This window comes from Sporosarcina sp. CAU 1771 (assembly GCF_054482775.1).
The window spans coordinates 182,649-200,418 of the sequence record NZ_JBTLRN010000003.1 but is presented as its reverse complement, the minus strand read 5'-3'; the positions used below and the strand labels follow the sequence as shown (position 1 = coordinate 200,418).

At 40.4% G+C, this 17,770-nt stretch carries 15 protein-coding genes and 2 tRNA genes; 5 read left to right on the top strand and 12 right to left on the bottom strand.

What is annotated here, in order from left to right:
• Nucleotides 1–31: 31 nt before the first annotated feature.
• The gene (locus ACXYMX_RS04960; protein WP_459043122.1) at nucleotides 32–1,600 is read right to left on the bottom strand and encodes an amidohydrolase; all 1,569 of its coding nucleotides are present in this window, start codon (nucleotides 1,598–1,600) and stop codon (nucleotides 32–34) included.
• A gap of 84 nt (nucleotides 1,601–1,684) precedes the next feature.
• On the opposite strand from ACXYMX_RS04960, the gene ACXYMX_RS04955 reads away from it, so the two are divergent.
• From ACXYMX_RS04955 to pstA, 5 genes are all read left to right on the top strand, one after another.
• Complete coding sequence (locus ACXYMX_RS04955) at nucleotides 1,685–2,125, top strand: YtoQ family protein (protein ID WP_459043121.1); 441 nt, start codon at nucleotides 1,685–1,687, stop codon at nucleotides 2,123–2,125.
• A 182-nt stretch (nucleotides 2,126–2,307) separates the two neighbouring features.
• A complete protein-coding gene (gene pstB, locus ACXYMX_RS04950; protein ID WP_459043173.1) occupies nucleotides 2,308–3,081 on the top strand; it encodes a phosphate ABC transporter ATP-binding protein PstB in 774 nt (257 codons plus the stop codon).
• Between the two features lie 201 nt (nucleotides 3,082–3,282).
• Nucleotides 3,283–4,254 (top strand): PstS family phosphate ABC transporter substrate-binding protein, encoded by a 972-nt coding sequence (locus ACXYMX_RS04945; RefSeq protein WP_459043120.1) that lies wholly within the window; start codon nucleotides 3,283–3,285, stop codon nucleotides 4,252–4,254.
• A gap of 106 nt (nucleotides 4,255–4,360) precedes the next feature.
• Nucleotides 4,361–5,299: a phosphate ABC transporter permease subunit PstC gene (gene pstC / locus ACXYMX_RS04940; RefSeq protein ID WP_459043119.1), complete on the top strand. Its 939-nt coding sequence runs from the start codon at nucleotides 4,361–4,363 to the stop codon at nucleotides 5,297–5,299.
• 38 nt (nucleotides 5,300–5,337) lie between these two features.
• A complete protein-coding gene (pstA, locus tag ACXYMX_RS04935) occupies nucleotides 5,338–6,186 on the top strand; it encodes a phosphate ABC transporter permease PstA (protein WP_459043172.1) in 849 nt (282 codons plus the stop codon).
• A gap of 231 nt (nucleotides 6,187–6,417) precedes the next feature.
• Here pstA and ACXYMX_RS04930 read toward each other — a convergent pair whose 3' ends face one another.
• The 11 genes from ACXYMX_RS04930 to ACXYMX_RS04880 all read right to left on the bottom strand — a co-directional run bounded on the left by ACXYMX_RS04930 (nucleotide 6,418) and on the right by ACXYMX_RS04880 (nucleotide 17,770).
• A complete protein-coding gene (locus tag ACXYMX_RS04930) occupies nucleotides 6,418–8,022 on the bottom strand; it encodes a diguanylate cyclase (protein ID WP_459043118.1) in 1,605 nt (534 codons plus the stop codon).
• Nucleotides 8,023–8,117: 95 nt separating this feature from the next.
• On the bottom strand, nucleotides 8,118–9,467 hold the full coding sequence (glmM, locus tag ACXYMX_RS04925; protein ID WP_459043117.1) for a phosphoglucosamine mutase: 1,350 nt from the start codon (nucleotides 9,465–9,467) through the stop codon (nucleotides 8,118–8,120).
• A gap of 39 nt (nucleotides 9,468–9,506) precedes the next feature.
• Nucleotides 9,507–10,796, bottom strand: a complete 1,290-nt coding sequence (locus ACXYMX_RS04920; RefSeq protein WP_459043116.1) for a CdaR family protein — start codon at nucleotides 10,794–10,796, stop codon at nucleotides 9,507–9,509.
• Nucleotides 10,789–11,628, bottom strand: a complete 840-nt coding sequence (gene cdaA / locus ACXYMX_RS04915) for a diadenylate cyclase CdaA (RefSeq protein ID WP_459043115.1) — start codon at nucleotides 11,626–11,628, stop codon at nucleotides 10,789–10,791. The genes ACXYMX_RS04920 and cdaA overlap by 8 nt, the downstream gene beginning before the upstream one ends.
• On the bottom strand, nucleotides 11,616–11,744 hold the full coding sequence (locus tag ACXYMX_RS04910) for a hypothetical protein (RefSeq protein ID WP_459043114.1): 129 nt from the start codon (nucleotides 11,742–11,744) through the stop codon (nucleotides 11,616–11,618). Before ACXYMX_RS04910 ends, cdaA begins: the two co-directional genes overlap by 13 nt.
• A gap of 73 nt (nucleotides 11,745–11,817) precedes the next feature.
• On the bottom strand, nucleotides 11,818–12,456 hold the full coding sequence (locus tag ACXYMX_RS04905) for a zf-HC2 domain-containing protein (protein WP_459043113.1): 639 nt from the start codon (nucleotides 12,454–12,456) through the stop codon (nucleotides 11,818–11,820).
• Between the two features lie 12 nt (nucleotides 12,457–12,468).
• A complete protein-coding gene (gene sigW / locus ACXYMX_RS04900) occupies nucleotides 12,469–13,032 on the bottom strand; it encodes an RNA polymerase sigma factor SigW (RefSeq protein ID WP_459043112.1) in 564 nt (187 codons plus the stop codon).
• Between the two features lie 237 nt (nucleotides 13,033–13,269).
• The gene (gene rocF / locus ACXYMX_RS04895) at nucleotides 13,270–14,175 is read right to left on the bottom strand and encodes an arginase (protein ID WP_459043111.1); all 906 of its coding nucleotides are present in this window, start codon (nucleotides 14,173–14,175) and stop codon (nucleotides 13,270–13,272) included.
• 66 nt (nucleotides 14,176–14,241) lie between these two features.
• On the bottom strand, nucleotides 14,242–16,353 hold the full coding sequence (locus tag ACXYMX_RS04890) for a sensor domain-containing protein (RefSeq protein ID WP_459043110.1): 2,112 nt from the start codon (nucleotides 16,351–16,353) through the stop codon (nucleotides 14,242–14,244).
• 1,217 nt (nucleotides 16,354–17,570) lie between these two features.
• Nucleotides 17,571–17,642: transfer RNA gene (locus tag ACXYMX_RS04885), tRNA-Gln, on the bottom strand.
• Nucleotides 17,643–17,685: 43 nt separating this feature from the next.
• A tRNA-Tyr gene (locus ACXYMX_RS04880) sits at nucleotides 17,686–17,770 on the bottom strand.

Sequence of the window (17,770 nt, the reverse complement as noted above, 5' to 3'; positions counted from 1 at the left end):
TCACTTATCCCCTTTTATACACTTTTGCACCTTACTTCTTATACATAATATCACCAGCAACAACAGTCATCTCAACTGTCGCTTCAGCAATGCATTCTATATCCACCGTAAATAAATCTTTATCTAGCACAGTGAAATCTGCATCGAAACCTACATCTAGCTTACCACGAACAGATGCCTTTCCGATTGTTGCAGCACTTCCAGTTGTAAACAAACTTACCGCTTCAAAACGGCTTAACTTCTCCTCTGGCAAATAACCCTCATGCATTTCGCCAACTTTCCGTCTTGCCACTGCAGCATAAATCCCAAGCAATGGATTCGCCTCTTCAATCGGTGCATCGGAACCCCCACCGCAAATAAACCCACGGTCGAGTAAGCTTTTCCACGCGTAAGCCCAGTCCAAACGATCTTCGCCTAATCGATCCATCACCCACGGAAAATCGGACGATACAAATACGGGTTGAATATCTAGAATCACGGGTAACTTCTCCATTCGATCAACCAAATCATCCCGCAATACATTTACGTGAATCAGTCTATCTAGTTTCCCCTCTGGCGCTGGATGTTGTTCAATCACATCGAGTACCTTTTCGACAGCGGCATCTCCAATTACGTGAACTGCAATCGCCTCGCCGTAATTTCGAGCAAGGAGTACCACCTCCTCAATTTCTTCATCTGAATGAACAGTCATTCCTGATGTTTCCGGCGTATCTGAATACGGCTTACTTAATAAAGCTGTTTTGCCACCCAGTGCTCCGTCGATAAAGAACTTCATGGCACCCGGTTCTATCCACGGTGCGTTGTACGTAGCGTTTTCTTCCATGAGCTGCGAAAAGACAGTTTGTCTTCGAAGCAAATGTGCTCTAAACTTTTTTCCTTCCCCAATTACATTTTTAAAGGCTTGAAGCGGATTCCCATAATGTCCGTAATAGCCTAAATCGTCTGTAACAGCTCCCGTCAATCCCAGTGCGAGTAAATCATCCACAGACTTATGTAACGCACGAGTTAACGATTCTTCTGTAGCCGCAGGAATTAGACTGAACACCATTTCCTGCGCACCTTCCAATAAATACCCTGTCGGTTCTCCGTGTTCGTCCCTTACAATAACTCCGTCCACTGGATCTTTTGTTTCCTTTGTAATACCTGCTCGTTCTAGTGCTTTTGTATTCGCTAATGCTGCGTGTCTGCAAGCTCTTTTCAAAATCATTGGAGAATCTGTTACTATGTCGAGTTCTTGGCGTGTGAAAATTTTCTTATCTGGAAAGTTGTTTTCATTCCAACCTTCCCCAACAAACCACTCATTTGCACCTAATTCTTTATGTGCGCCAATCAGCATGTCCATCATTTCATCAGAAGAAGTAGCTTTCGCCAAATCTAAACTAAGCAACTTTTCACCATGCCCGATCATATGCATATGACTGTCCACAAATCCTGGATACAAGACCGCCCCTTGTAAATCAATCTCTTCATCTGCTCTTTCACGAAGTTCTTCATACGTCCCTACAGCACTAATTTTACCGCCTTCGATTAATAATGCTTCTATAGTATCGCCATTCTTTTTCATCGTATATATCGTGCCGTTATGCCATAATGTTTTCATTCGACTCGCCCCCATACACTATATTCTAAACTTTTGGTAAATAAATGCTACAATTAATGTATTATACTTTGGAGGGATTCATAAATGAGACTAACTGTTTATCTAGCTGGAGAAATTCACACGTCTTGGCGTGATGAGATCAAGCAAAAAGTAGCTGCACTTAATTTGCCAATCGATTTTGTCGGCCCAATGGAAGATCATGACCGTTCAGACAATATTGGTGAAGAGATATTGGGTGAGCAACCAAACGCCATTTTCAAAGATGCCGCCGCTTCCAACTTCAATAATCTACGGACAGAAATTCTACTTAAAAAAGCCGACCTTGTCATTGCCTTATTCGGAGAGAAGTACAAGCAATGGAACACTGCAATGGATGCAAGCGCTGCTGTCGCATTTGGTAAACCGCTAATCCTCATTCGTAGCGAAGCACATCATCATGCACTTAAAGAACTTTCCCGTAAATCGAGCGCGACCGTCGAAACGGTTGATCAGGCCATCAAAGCACTGCATTATATTTTCGAATGAAACCTAATGAACCTTGCTGATTTTAATTCAGCAAGGTTTTTTATTACGAATTTACAAAACCTTAACACGACCTTTATATTTCCTCAACAATCATTCGGTACAATAAAGCCACATACATCGAATAGAGGAGGATTCCCATGACAGTAATAAAAGAACGTAGTGAGAGTAAGCCATTTCGTGTAATGGAAAATGCCAACTGGCGAAAAGCTGTTTATGAAACAAATGGCTTAAACTTATGGTACGGAACAACGCATGCCTTAAAAAATATTGATTTATCGATAAATGAAAAAGAAGTTACGGCTATTATCGGTCCTTCCGGCTGTGGTAAATCAACGTATATTAAAACGTTGAACCGGATGGTGGAATTAGTGCCAGACGTGCATATTTCCGGAAACATATCACTAAATAGCGAAAACATACTTGATAAGTCTATGCCCGTTGAGCTACTTCGCTCAAAAGTCGGAATGGTCTTCCAAAAACCAAATCCATTTCCAAAATCTATTTTTGAAAATGTTGCTTTCGGTCTTAAAATTCACGGCATTCGAGACAAGAACAAACTTGAGCAAGTTGTTGAAGAAAGCTTACGTAAAGCGGCACTATGGGACGAAGTAAAAGATCGCCTTCACAAAAGTGCTTACGGGCTTTCTGGTGGTCAGCAACAACGACTTTGTATCGCACGTTGCCTTGCTGTAGATCCTGAAGTCATTTTAATGGACGAACCTACATCTGCACTCGACCCAGTTTCAACCCATAAAGTAGAGGAGCTTATAAATACAATCAAAAATGACGTAACGATTGCGATTGTGACACATAATATGCAACAAGCTGCTCGTATTTCAGATCGGACTGCATTTTTTCTGAATGGCGAAGTCATTGAATGCGACCGAACACATACAATTTTCAATAACCCTTCGAACCAACTAACAAACGACTACATCAACGGGCGCTTTGGATAAATTTTTAAGAACAATGATTTACTTACTCAGGACTCCTTGATCCTGAGTTTTTTAATTACATAAATTAACCATTTAATACTTAACTTTACAAAACCTTTACATGATATTCATATCACCTTAACAATCGATGTTTATACTTACATGTGAAAGAGATCTTCTTTCGAATACAAAATAGAGACCATTTAGGGGAGGACAATTCAAATGAAATTCAACAAACTTTTTTTAACTTTAGTCATCTCGGCACTTGCTGTACTGGTGGCTGCGTGTGGGACTGATTCAAAAGAAAGCAGTTCTGAGGTTAAATCAACGACTCAAAAACAAGTAGAAGGCAGTGTCGTTATTGATGGTTCTGGAACTGTGTATCCGCTAATGGCAAGAGTTGCTGAAGAATATATGTCTACTGAACAAGAAAATGTTTCTGTAGAAGTTAGTCGTGCTGGTACGAGCGCCGGTTTCAAAAAGTTCTTAGTTAAAGATGGTACCGACTTTAACGACGCTTCTCGTGAAATTAAAGATGAAGAAGTTGCTGAGGCAAAGAAACTAGATATCGAAGTAAAAGAATTAAAAGTCGCTTTAGATGGACTAACATTCGTTATCAACAAAGACAACGAATGGGCGAAGGAAATGACGCCTGAACAACTAATAAGTATTTTCAAAGCAGATAGCGGTATAAAAATGTGGTCTGATATCGATCCAACCTGGCCTACTGAAGAAATTAAACCTATGGGACCCAACGAAAACCACGGTACGTATGAATTCTTTTATGAAAAGATTCTTGATAAGCAAGATCTAGTCGACAGCGTCAATCTTCAACAAGATTATTCAACGCTCGTTAACTTAGTCTCGCAGGACAAAAATGGAATTGCATTCTTCGGATTCGGTTACTACGTCAACAATAAAGACAAGCTTGAAGCTGTACATGTGGACTTCGGAAGTGGAACAGTTGAACCTTCACTCGATACGATTGCAGAAGACGGTGACTATGCCGACTTTACACGCCCTGTCTTCACTTATTTAAATATCAATCATGCGAAAGAAAAAGAACAAGTACTTGATTTTGCGATCTATGCAATGAATAACGTGAATAACTTCGCAGGCGAAACAGGATTCGCGCCGATTCCTGATGCTGAAGCGAAAGAAAATATCGACTTCCTAAATGGATTGAAAAAGTAACGAATAAGCTACTCTTCGGTGCCGGTTGTTGTCGCGACTTACACAACATATATCGTGTCAATAACCGGTCATTCGTTGTGATCTAAATGAAGGAGTGTTTCGTATTATGCCTATCAATAATGAAATTGGCGTGAGGGAATTAATCGCCGAGAAAAGACAATCGAAAAACTTCAGAGATTCGTTTGAGCGGTTGATTCCCCTCTTCCTATTTTCAATAACCGTCTTATCTATTTTCACAACGGTTGGGATTATCTACACACTACTTTCAGAGACGATTGAGTTTTTCAAGCGCGTTCCAGTTGTAGAATTCTTTACGGGGACAAGCTTAAAACCTTTAAGCCAAAACCCTGAGTTTGGTGTACTCCCTCTCATAACGGGAACAATTGCATCATCACTTATTGCAATGCTCGTTGCGGCTCCGATTGGATTAATGTCCGCAATCTACTTAAGTGAATATGCCTCAGTTAAAGTGAGAAAGGTTTTTAAGCCCCTTCTCGAATTACTCGCAGGCATACCAACAATCGTCTATGGCTTTTTTGCCTTTACCTTTGTAACGCCACTTTTACGAATGATTATTCCAGGACTTGAAGCAACGAACATCCTAAGTCCCGGCATTGTTATGGGCGTCATGATCATTCCTATGATTGCCTCATTATCAGAAGACGCGATGAGCTCCGTTCCCAACTCAATGAGAGAGGGAGCACTCGCTTTAGGTTCAACAAAATTAGAAGTGACGAAAAAAATTGTGATTCCAGCTGCTTTGTCCGGAATCATTGCTTCATTTGTCCTCGGGATATCTCGTGCAATCGGTGAAACAATGATTGTCACCATCGCAAGTGGAAGTACCAAAAACTTCACTTTTGACGTTACGCAATCGATGCAAACAATGACTGCTTATATCGTTGAAGTAACCGGCGGAGATGCGCCAGCAGGCTCGACCATTTACTACAGTCTATATGCGGTCGCCATGACGTTGTTTGTTTTCACACTTCTCATGAACATTTTCGCAAGATATGTTTCTCGAAAATTTAGGGAGGAATATTAATGATTGGGCAAACAAATCAACGTTCCTTCACTAGGCGAATGAATTTACGTTTATTGCTAAATTCGGTTTCACGCTATATCTTTTTACTTGCTACTCTCTTTGGACTTATTGTACTTGCCGTCTTAATTTCCCGTGTCGTGTCACAAGGCATTGGCTGGATCAATTTCGACTTCCTTACGGGGAAATTATCTACACGACCCGAACGTGCCGGCATTATGGGAGCGATTCTTGGTACGTTTTGGCTCATGCTTGTTGTTACCCCAGTCACCATGTTCTTAGGCGTAGGAACTGCGCTATACCTAGAACTCTATGCAAAAAAGGGAAGACTAACAGGGTTCATTCAAACAAATATCGCAAACTTGGCAGGCGTTCCTTCTATTGTCTATGGGATTTTAGGATTAACAGTTTTTGCTCGTGCAATGAATCTTGGGAATATCGTTTTAGCTGGTGGACTTACTATGTCTCTTTTAATCCTTCCAATCGTTATCGTCGCAAGCCAAGAGGCGATTCGCTCTGTTCCAAACTTTTTGGGCGAGGCTTCTTATGGAATGGGCGCAACAAAATGGCAAACAATCCGTCACATTATTCTCCCTGTAGCACTTCCTGGAATCTTAACGGGTGCTATTTTATCGCTGTCGCGTGCGATAGGTGAGACTGCTCCCTTGGTCGTTATTGGCATTCCAGCGTTGTTAATGCCTTTTCCAGGAGGAATTCTTGATAAATTCACAGTCCTTCCCATTCAAATCTATTACTGGACACTCGATTCTTCTTTAACTGCTGAATATGCAAACCTTGCTGCAGCAACAATTATCGTGTTATTAATTTTCCTATTGCTACTTAACTCAACTGCGATAGTCATACGAAATAAATTTCAAAAGAGCTTCTAACTGTCTCATCTAAAAGACCGTTGTCATTTAATATAACCTAGCATCGACCAACCTTAGGAAATAAATCTTCACCTTACCCTTTGAGTAAACACAAACTGCATTTAGACTAATAAAAAAGCCAAAAGGACACCCCCATGAACTTCATCCCAGGGTTGTCCTTTTCATTTATTCTTTCAAAATACTTTAGTGTAGACAAACCAGTTCGGTAGAGCTAAACGATTTTTCCATACATCAGTTGAACAACCTGGATGTCAAATATTGGATACGCGCGACGACATCAGATGGTTGAAAAGGTTTCATGATATAATCATCCGCGCCTAGCTGTAGAGCTGACTTTTTATCCGATTCACTTACGCGTGCTGTCATCATTGAAACCAAGAAATTCTTTCCTTCATAATTACGCTTCAAGTGTCCAAGCACCTCTAATCCGTCCATATTTGGCATGATTCCATCTAACAATATGATGAAAAAATCCTCCGAATTATACCAATTTTCTTCCAAAAAAGAAACACCATCACTAAAAATGCGAACGCTAATATCAACATCTGGCATTTTCCATTTTGAAAGTTCCTCATATAGAATCGTCCGGACGAGTAAGTCATCATCAATAACCAAAATATGTAGTTTACGCTTCATTTCTGAATCTTCCGGGTTAAAGATTATTGTTTGATTCCGCCCAGATCGTTTGGCCCGATAAAGCGACCGATCCGCGGATACTATTAACTTTTCTCTGTCCCCTTCATACATGGCTATTCCTGCTGAAAATGTAACCGTAAAGGATTCGCTATCTTTTTGAAAAGTAATTTCACCAAACTTTTTTCGTAGTCGTTCGGCAAAAACAAAAGCCTCTTCTGCATTAACTCCATTTAAAAGAAAGGCAAACTCCTCTCCTCCATAGCGAAAAACATGATCCGTTTCTCTTTTTATTTTATTTGAAACTTCTCCGATTTTACGTAGTACTTCATCTCCCATCGGATGGCCGTATGTATCATTAACTTTTTTAAAATCATCGAGATCCAATATAATAAGTGAAAACTTTGACCCTTGTCGGTTGGCATTTTCAACAAAGTAATCCAGCATATCATCAAAATGACGTCGATTCCCTACGCCGGTTAAGCCATCTGTGGATACAGATTTATCAATCAACTTTCTCATTTCCTCACGATTAACAATATATGAGAGAAAAATATCCGTGTCAAGTGGTTTCGTTATGAAGTCCATTGCTCCTCTTTCATAGGCCATCACCTTATTTTCCCTTGCTTTGTTGACACTCGTAATCGCAATCGTTGAATTTCGGGCTCTTGCAACATCTGCAATTTGATCCAACACTTCAAAGCCAGACATATCTGGAAGATAGAGATCAATCAGTACAAAATGTGGTCGCGTGGAGTAAAATAAATCCAGACCACGCTTTCCATTTAAAGCGATAACAACTTGCGCACCAATCTCTTCTAATAATTCCTTCACAAAAGAAACAAACTCCAAATCATCATCGATAATCAGAATCGACGTTTCCTTATCTAAGAGGTTCCGGTAAGTTTCGGGCAATTGAAAGTCTGGAGTATCTACTGAGCCATCTACCAACTCCAGAATTCGTTTCATAAAGTTTTTTAATGAACCAACAGGAATCGAAGTTTCATTATCTACTGATAGAACTGCTAATTGGGAAGTACAAAATTCTGAGACCAAGCCCATTCCAATCGTTCCAGATGTGCCCTCTAAATTATGCAGAAAATGATAGAGTTCGCTTTCTTTAATTTCTCCTTGGCCTAGCCATATTGTAAATTGTTTTTTCACTCTTTCCTGTAACATTTGCTGATATGAAGCTTTTCTCATATTTGTTAGAGTCCCCCTACTGTTGCCCTTTAAAAAATTGTTTTTAAAAAAGGAAATACCATTTTGCAGGTATTTCCCAGAAGGTACAATATAAGTTAATCCATACCCATTTCCTCTTCAACAACAGCTACAATTTGCTCAACATATCTTTGACATGCTTCTTCTGTCAATGCTTCAACCATCACTCGAACGAGTGGCTCAGTTCCCGAAGGACGAACAAGGACACGACCGTTTCCAGCCATTTCTGATTCTACACTAGCAATCACTTTAGCGACAAGATCATTTTCCGTAACCGCATTTTTATCGCTAACACGCACATTAATTAGACGTTGAGGATAAATTTTCATTTCTCCTGCTAAATCAGATAATGTCCGACCGGTTGCCTTCATAATATTCACTAGTTGCAAACCTGTTAAAAGGCCGTCACCCGTTGTATTATAGTCTAGAAAAATAATATGGCCTGATTGTTCCCCACCAAGATTATAATTTCCTTCTCTCATTTCTTCAACGACATACTTATCGCCAACATCCGTTTTCACACTTGTCATACCATACTCTTCCAACGACTTATAAAATCCAAGATTGCTCATTATTGTAGAGACAATCGTATCCGATTTTAAGCGTCCTTCCGTTTGTAGGTAACGCCCAATGATAAACATAATTTGGTCACCATCGACAATGTTCCCTTTTTCGTCAACTGCAATCAATCGATCTCCATCGCCGTCAAATGCTAAACCTATATTTGCTTCTCTATCCTTAACAAATTCCGCGAGTTTTTCAGGATATGTTGAACCTACACCCTCATTAATATTTAATCCGTTTGGAGATGCGCCCATTGTAGAAATATCTGCATCAAGATCGGCAAATAGGTGAGTTGCTAGCGTCGAAGTTGCCCCGTGTGCGCAGTCAATTGCGACATGTACACCGGTGAAGTCTTCATCAACAGTCTGCTTTAAATATTGAATGTACTTTTGACCACCTTCAAAATACTCCATTACCGAACCAACTCCGGCTCCTGTTGGACGTGGTAAAGTGTCTTCTTCTTTATTTAGAAGGATTTCAAATTCTCGTTCCTGCTCATCTGTTAGTTTAAAACCATCTGCTCCAAAAAACTTAATGCCGTTGTCTGCAACAGGATTGTGCGAAGCGGAAATCATAACTCCAGCATCCGCGTTCATAACCCGCGTCAAATAAGCGACGCCTGGAGTACTAATTACACCAAGAGTCATAACTTCTACCCCTGTTGATAATAGTCCAGCAATAAGTGCACCTTCAAGCATATGTCCCGAGACACGAGTATCTCTACCGACAAGCATTTGTGACTTACCTACTGAATCCTTTGTCAACACATGCCCACCAATTCTACCTAACTTAAATGCAAGTTCAGGTGTCAATTCCTTATTTGCTACTCCACGAATGCCATCCGTACCGAAATACTTTTTCATTTCCATTCTCCTTTTCAATCCTGTACATGTAATTTCTACCTATACAAGTTCAATCTGCACCGTCACTTCATCTTCGGACAGCAGCCAACTTACTTCTTCCGGACCATCGACAGAGACGGTAAATACTTGCTCGCCTGTCTCTGTTGTCCTCTCTGCATTTATATACACACTAAAATCCGAGCTTTCAAGTGCATCAATTCGATCAGGCTCTGCCTTTATAGTTAACGTAACCAAACCGCTGACGGGTTTCAAAAACGTACTTTTATATTTGTTGTTTAATCCTTGAATTATGATTTGAGTATTGTTAAAAGTCTTCGTTCCTATCGTTTGGGTTTCCTCGTCAGAAAGATCGGAGAAAGCAACTTCCTCTTCATCTTCCTCCTCCACTTCTGACACAGTAGCCTCGATTTTCACTTTAATTTTATCAAAGGATATTGAAGATACATTTCCAGGTTTTTTCAATTCAATATCAATCGTCGTTGAATCAGTCACTTTTGAAACATCGACTTCTACAATAAACTCATCAATATCTTCCAATACTTTACGTGGCCCGGTTAAAGTTATCTTTGTTTCCACTGGGGTTAGCGAATCAATCCCAACTCCCAATGGAGGTACTCCCCTCGTCTTTAACACTACAGGTACTTCTTTAGCATATTCGGCAACATCGACTTTCACCGTAACCTCTTCTGGTGAAATCACAACGCCTAATTTATTTAAATCTTTATCCAACACACGAACTCGTGCTTTTTGTTCAAATGACTTATTAAGTCCCTCTTCACTTGTAGCTGTAACCTTTACAAAACTAATCGACTCAATCACACTCTTTGCACCGGTTATCTCTACAGTTGATGGTTCCACTTCCATTTTTACAACATGAAAGTCTTCCGCCAGTAATCTATCGTTTAACTCAGCATCTACACGGAAGCTTTGTGTGATTTTCTCCTCAATAACAATATCAATTGTCGCTGGATCGAAGCGTACGTTTAGTTTAGGCGAAAGGTTTTCATGTTGAATCTCAATCGTATGACTACCCATTGTTAAAGTATTTAAATCCACAAATAAAGAAAAATCTTTTAATAATAATGTCGTTTGCACAATATTCGTTGGACCTTCAATTGTCATATTAACGGTTTCAGGAACTCCAGAAACGACCAAGTTTTCATTATCATAAAAAATTGCAACAGGGATATCTCGAATCATTTCAAGCTGATCCCCCGGTGTTGTCCCATTCACTTTTCCCTCTTCTGCTTTTATCGAGATGAAAAGGATAACTGCCAGAAACAAAGCTATAAAACGGAGGAACCATGGGCTGTCCATTAATTTATCCATTTTTTCGCCCCTTCCATTTCCATTTGAAGGTTTCCACTTGTTCTGGTATGTCTCCAAACCATACTTTTCGCAAGCGCGCTTCAAAGTCTTCCAAGCTTAAATCTCTATTCAGGTCTCCGTCAGCAGCAATACTAATTGCACCTGTCTCTTCAGAAACAATTACTGTAATCGCATCGGTAACTTCAGTTAGTCCAAGTGCAGCACGGTGTCGTGTACCCAGCTCTTTCGAAATGAACGGACTTTCCGACAAAGGTAAATAACAACCTGCCGCCGCGATTGAATTACGCTGAATAATGACTGCTCCATCATGAAGTGGCGCATTTGGGAAAAAGATATTTATGAGCAATTCAGATGTCACATTTGCATTTAAAGGAATTCCCGTTTCTATATACTCACTTAAACCAGTTTCTTTCTCAATTGAAATGAGTGCACCGATTCTTCGCTTAGCCATATAACTTACTGATTTAGACATTGCCTCCAATAGTCTTTCTCTTTCTTCCTCTTCCTGCAACATAGATCGTGCAAAAAGTCGACCTCGTCCTAATTGTTCCAGTGCGCGGCGCAATTCGGGCTGAAAAATAATAATAATCGCGAGAAAACCCCACTTGATTACTTGATCCATCATTGCTCCAAGCGTATCCAAATGGAAAACCTCTGTAATTACACGGACGATGACAATTACAAAAATACCTTTAAGCAATTGAACTGCCTTCGTTCCTTTAATAATCTTGATTAATTGATAAATAACAAACCAGACTAGAAGCACATCCACGATATTGATGAAAATCGAAGTAACGGGGCTGAACTCAACTAATCTTTCTACAAATGGCATGTGCTCCACCTACCTTTATCCACTGTTTCATATGTGTCTAGTATATCATAACTACCTAGAATCTTTCCTTCTTTGACAAACTCATATTCATCTAAATCAATTTTCAATGGAAACAAGATTTGTTCCTACCCTAGATAATTAAAAACGACCCATATGAATCGCTGAGTATACGATTCATATGGGTCAATCTTATTCCTCGTCTTTAGTTGAATCTTTTTGAGGTGTAGAGAAAGTTTCTTTCGCTATCTTTTTGACTTTATACCACAGCCAATCAAATGCTTTGTCAATCTCTTCATAAGTCCCGGTCACCACTGCAGTGGATGCCATATACTTAGATCCTTTTATCACAGTCACATTGCCTTCAACTTCCCCTTCAATTCGAAGGTTTCCGTTTTCTACAACAATATCTCCTTTTACTACTTCTCCTGCTGGAACAATTACCATTTCACCGTCCACGATTAAATTGGGCTGTTTGGTCACTGAAAAGTTTTGATTGCTATCAAAACTAGAAAACATGGAGGCGCTCATAAGAACAAGGAACATTGCTGCCGCAGCTAGTATTGGATGATTCCTTAACCACCTCTGGATTCCTACCCTGGATTTCTCCTTAGGAAGACGAGCCATCACTCCATCAACAAACCCCTGTGGAGCTTGGATCGGTGAGACGTTACGCATTAAGATAATAGGATTATTCAATTCATTCATTAGCTCTTTACATTTTGTACAAGTGTCTAGGTGTTCATTCAATTGCCGTTCTTCTTCATGACTTATATCACCGTCTAAATGCGCATGCATAAGGTGTATGATTTGTTCTGGGCATGTATTCACATTAACTACCTCCTACAAGTTACCCATCTGTTTCCGAAGCGCTATTCTTCCTCGGTGGACCCGGGTCTTTACAGTCCCTAGTGGCAGTTCTAAAATATCACCGATTTCCTGCAATGGTAATTCTTCAATATACCGCAGAACAATAACAGAACGATATTTATCGGGTAGCTTACTAATTTCGTATTGAACCCTTTCTTGAGTCTCCATGCGTTCAACCTCGTCTTCCGGTAGTTCTCCATCCGCTGCAATTTGTGAGTACATGTCTAATCCCTCTGTACCTGGCACGTTCGCATCAAGATAGTAATCCGGTTTCTTCTTTCGAATCCTATCGATACATAAATTAGTCGCTATTCGAAATAACCAAGTTGAAAACTTTCTTTTTTGATCGAATGTATGAATATTAATATAAGCACGGACAAAAGCTTCTTGCGCGATATCTTCAGCCTCTTGTGCATTGTTTAACATTCTGTAACAAACATGATAAAGGCGATGCTGAAATAAGGTCACAATCTCCTCGAAAGCATCCTGATTCCCTTTTATAACTTCGTTTATTCGTTTATTTATCAATTCATCCATAAAGTCATTTCCTCCGCTCTATGCGGCTGTCCCTTCTTATACGTACGAAGGTATCAACAGGTTTCATTTTTTCGCATATTATTTTCTTAAGCGGCAATTTATTCGCTTCCTTAATATGTTAGCAGAAAATAGAAGTGATTTCCTCATTTTACCTAGACTGAAATTGCATTATGTATTTTTATTAGATTCTTATATATAAAAGACTTATCTTTTTACAGATAAGCCTTCCAATTGATATTAAATTAACTTTTCTCCAAACAATGAACCCATCAGTCCAACTGCTACATCTGCAGTCTTATTTTTTTCATCAAGAATTGGATTAACCTCTACAAATTCAGCTGAAGTAAGCATCCCTGAATCTTCAAGTAGTTCCATAGCAAGATGGCTTTCACGGTAACTAATTCCACCCGGTACCGGAGTTCCTACACCTGGTGTGTAAAGAGGATCAAGACCATCTAGATCTAATGACAGATGAACACCATCAACTTCCCTCGATCGCAAATAAGCAATTGCATCTTCCATAACAGCCGACATCCCATACCTATCGATTTCATGCATTGTAAATACTTTAATGCCTTTTTCTTTAATTAAAAGACGTTCGCCTGGATCTACCGAACGCGCACCTATTATTACAATATTTTCCGGCTTAACTTTCGGTCCTGTTCTGTGTAAATTTACAAGACTTTCATGTCCAAGGCCTATGCTAACCGCAAGTGGCATCCCATGAATATTACCGGACGGCGAGGTTTCAGCTGTGTTCATATCTGCATGTGCATCGTACCAAATGACTCCGAGGTTACTATAGGATTTTGCAAGACCCGCAAGCGTACCAATCGCTATACTATGATCTCCACCAAGAACTAGTGGAAAGTTTCCGTTGTCCACAACAAATTCTACTTTCTCCGCAAGCTTGGTGTTTGCTTGAATAACTTCGACTAAGTTTCTCAAGCTCGTATCCTTATTCTCTATTCTTTCTTCAGCACTTACTTGTATATCTCCTTCATCTTGAACTTCATGACCTATTGCATTAAGTCGCGCTACGGCTCCAGCATAACGAATTGCACTGGGCCCCATATCAACGCCACGACGACTTTGCCCATAATCCAATGGTACACCTATTAATGAAATCCTTTGTTTTTTCATGGCTTCTACCTCCTAAAATCTATACTTTCATTGTAAGTCTTTAGGGGGTATTGGCTCAACTCAACATTAAAGTGAATATTTATTCACCCCTTGTGATTTCTGCATAAAATCTTCAAGTTCCCTGCCGGATATTGGTTTACTATAATAATAACCTTGACCTTGGTAACAACCGCATTCCACTAAAACTCGCACTTGCTCTTCATTTTCTATACCCTCTGCAATTACGTTCAATCCAACTGCATTCGAGAGAGAGACAATCGCCTGAACAATTGCCCGACTCTCCTCGTTTTTATGAATATCTTTAGTGAAGGCCATGTCAATCTTTATTGTATCAACCGGTAACTCTTTAATATAACTGAATGTACTGTAACCTGTCCCAAAGTCATCTATAGAAACCAGAAATCCAAGTTCTCTTAGTTCTTTAATTTTCATTCGAGAACCTTCTTTATTCGCAAAAGCACTTTCCGTTAATTCAATTTCAATGAATTCAGGACTTAATTCAACCTCGTCTAAAATAGCTTTGATTGTTTTTACAATATTTTCATCTTCTAGTTGGATTGCAGAGACATTAACCGCAACGCGAAATTCTTTATGATTATATCTTTGCCACTCTTTCGCCTGTTTACACGCTTCACGCAGTACCCATTCACCTAGTGGAAGAATAAGCTTTGTCTCTTCTGCTAGCGGAATAAATTGATTCGGTGGAATCCTCCCCAACTCGGGATGATTCCAACGGACAAGTGCCTCTACACCTATCACCTTTCCACTTTTCATATTAACTTTAGGCTGATAATCCAGATTGAAAAGCCCCAGTGCAATACTTTTTCTTAATTCATTTTCAAGTAAGATTCTTTCTAATGATTTCTCGACCGTACCTGGCAGATAAATTTCATATCCATTGCCACCACGAGCCTTAACATTTTGATGAGCCTTTTCAGAGAGCGTCATTAGTTCTGTTGATATATTGCTATGTAATGAAGAAAATGAAATTCCTATACTAACAGAAGGTGTATACATTTGACCTTGAATATCTAAAGGTTCCACAACATATTTTCTAACCTCTTCTACAAATTGTTCCATTTTTTCTACGTCATTCATATCTCTTATAATAAATGCAAATTCATCTCCGCCTAATCTGGCAACACAACCTTCTTCCGAGAACACTTCCTTCAATCTATTGGCAACGACTGACAAATAATAATCACCAACTTCATGCCCAAAAGAATCATTCACGTTTCTAAGTCGGTCAATACTTAGCAAGGCGACTCCTAGTATTGCATCGTACTTAACAGCTTTCTCTACTTCTAAGTATAATTTTTTTCTGAAACTAGAGCGATTTGGTAACAGTGTTAATTGATCGTTATCGGCAAGATCATGAATTTTCAGATCCGCTTCTCTTCGTTTTGTAATATCACGAATAACTAACACGTTTTTTCCTTTATATTCACCAGTATCTTGGATAAAGTCAATCCTAGCTTCAACATATATAACTTTTCCCCAAATGTCCTGAATACGAAACTCATTTGAAACAACTGACCCCTCTGATAAGCGGGCTTGATTTAAAAACTCTTTGATGTGAGGTTGATCTGCTTTTACAACGATTGAATAAATATCTCTAGAAGAAATATCAGAAAGTTTATATCCTAGTATTTTTTCGTGAGATGGGGATGCATAATAAAACTTTCCTTTCTCATCAACTACAGAGATAAAATCGATTGAGTTATCTGTAATCACTTGGTACGTTGCTGTACTTTTCTTAAATGCCTTCTCCAATTGTTTTTTCTTTGTGATTTCATTTCGAATCGCAATGTATTTATATGGGATACCTTTTTCATTTAGAAATGGAACAATTTTCGTATCTAGCCAGTACAGCGAACCATCTTTCTTGCGATTACAAAGTTCACCATGCCACATTTTCCCTTGACCTATCGTCGCCCACATATTTTTAAAAAACTCTTTCGAATGGCGTCCAGAGTTAAGCATTCGATGATCCTTCCCTATAATCTCTTCTTTACTATACTGAGATACTTCCACAAATAAATCATTTACAAATGTAATTTTTCCAGTTCGATCTGTAATTGCAACAATCGCGGCCTGATCTAGTGCCGACTTAATATCACTTAGATCCCTATCAATTTGGACATGATAGTCATTTTTCATCATTTCATTGAACTCCAATATGCTTCCCCCCCTCTTGCAATGAATTAATAAATCGATTCGACCATTTTTATGTTGAGTTCAATATTAATTATACTATATAAAAGATCTATTTGTTCCGTAAAGACTCCACTCTATGCCTTTGATGAAATAGATTGCCACTCATTGCGCGGACATCCCACTCGGGACCGGACATTACCGGAGATTGCGCGGACATCCAGCGGAATTGCACGGACAAGACGAGGAATTGCACGGACATCCCACTGGGGAGCGGACATTACCGGGGATTGCGCGGACATCCAGCGGAATTGCACGGACAAGACGAGGATTTGCACGGACATCCCACTCGGGAGCGGACATTACCGGGGATTGCGCGGACATCCAGCGGAATTGCACGGACAAGACGAGGATTTGCACGGACATCCCACTCGGGACCGGACATTACCGGAGATTGCGCGGACATCCAGCGGAATTGCACGGACAAGACGAGGATTTGTGTGGACATCCCACTGGGGAGCGGACATTACCGGGGATTGCGCGGACATCCAGCCGAATTGCACGGACAAGACGAGGATTTGCACGGACATCCCACTCGGGACCGGACATTACCGGAGATTGCGCGGACATCCAGCGTGATTGCACGGACAAGACGAGGATTTGCACGGACATCCCACTCGGGACCGGACATTACCGGAGATTGCGCGGACATCCAGCGTGATTGCACGGACAAGACGAGGATTTGTGTGGACATCCCACTGGGGACCGGACATTACCGGGGATTGCACGGACATCCAGCTTGATTGCACGGACAAGACGAGGATTTGCACAGACATCCCACTTGGGAGCGGACATTACCGGGGATTGCGCGGGCATAAAGCGGAATTGCACGGACAATACGAGGATTTGACCGCACATCCCACTCGGGAGCGCACATTACCGGCGATTGCGCGGACATCCAGCCGAATTGCACGGACAATACGAGCATTTGCGCGGACACCCCACTCGGGAGCGGACATAACTGGAGATTGCGCGGACATAAAGCGGGATTGCCCAGACAATACGAGGATTTGCGCGGACATCCCACTCGGGAGCGGACATAAACGGAGATTGCGCGGACATCCAGCCGAATTGCACGGACAATACGAGCATTTGCGCGGACATCCAATAATTTTCCCTTAATAAAATAAAAAAAACCTTCGCCACTTTACATGACAAAGGTTTTACACATTTTAATTATACTGGGGTAGCTGGATTCGAACCAACGAATAACGGAGTCAAAGTCCGTTGCCTTACCGCTTGGCTATACCCCACCGATTTTCATATTCCTTTATAAAACTACAATTTAAAAAAAGTTGGTGGTGGGGGGCAGATTCGAACTGCCGAACCCATAGGGAGCGGATTTACAGTCCGCCGCGTTTAGCCACTTCGCTACCCCACC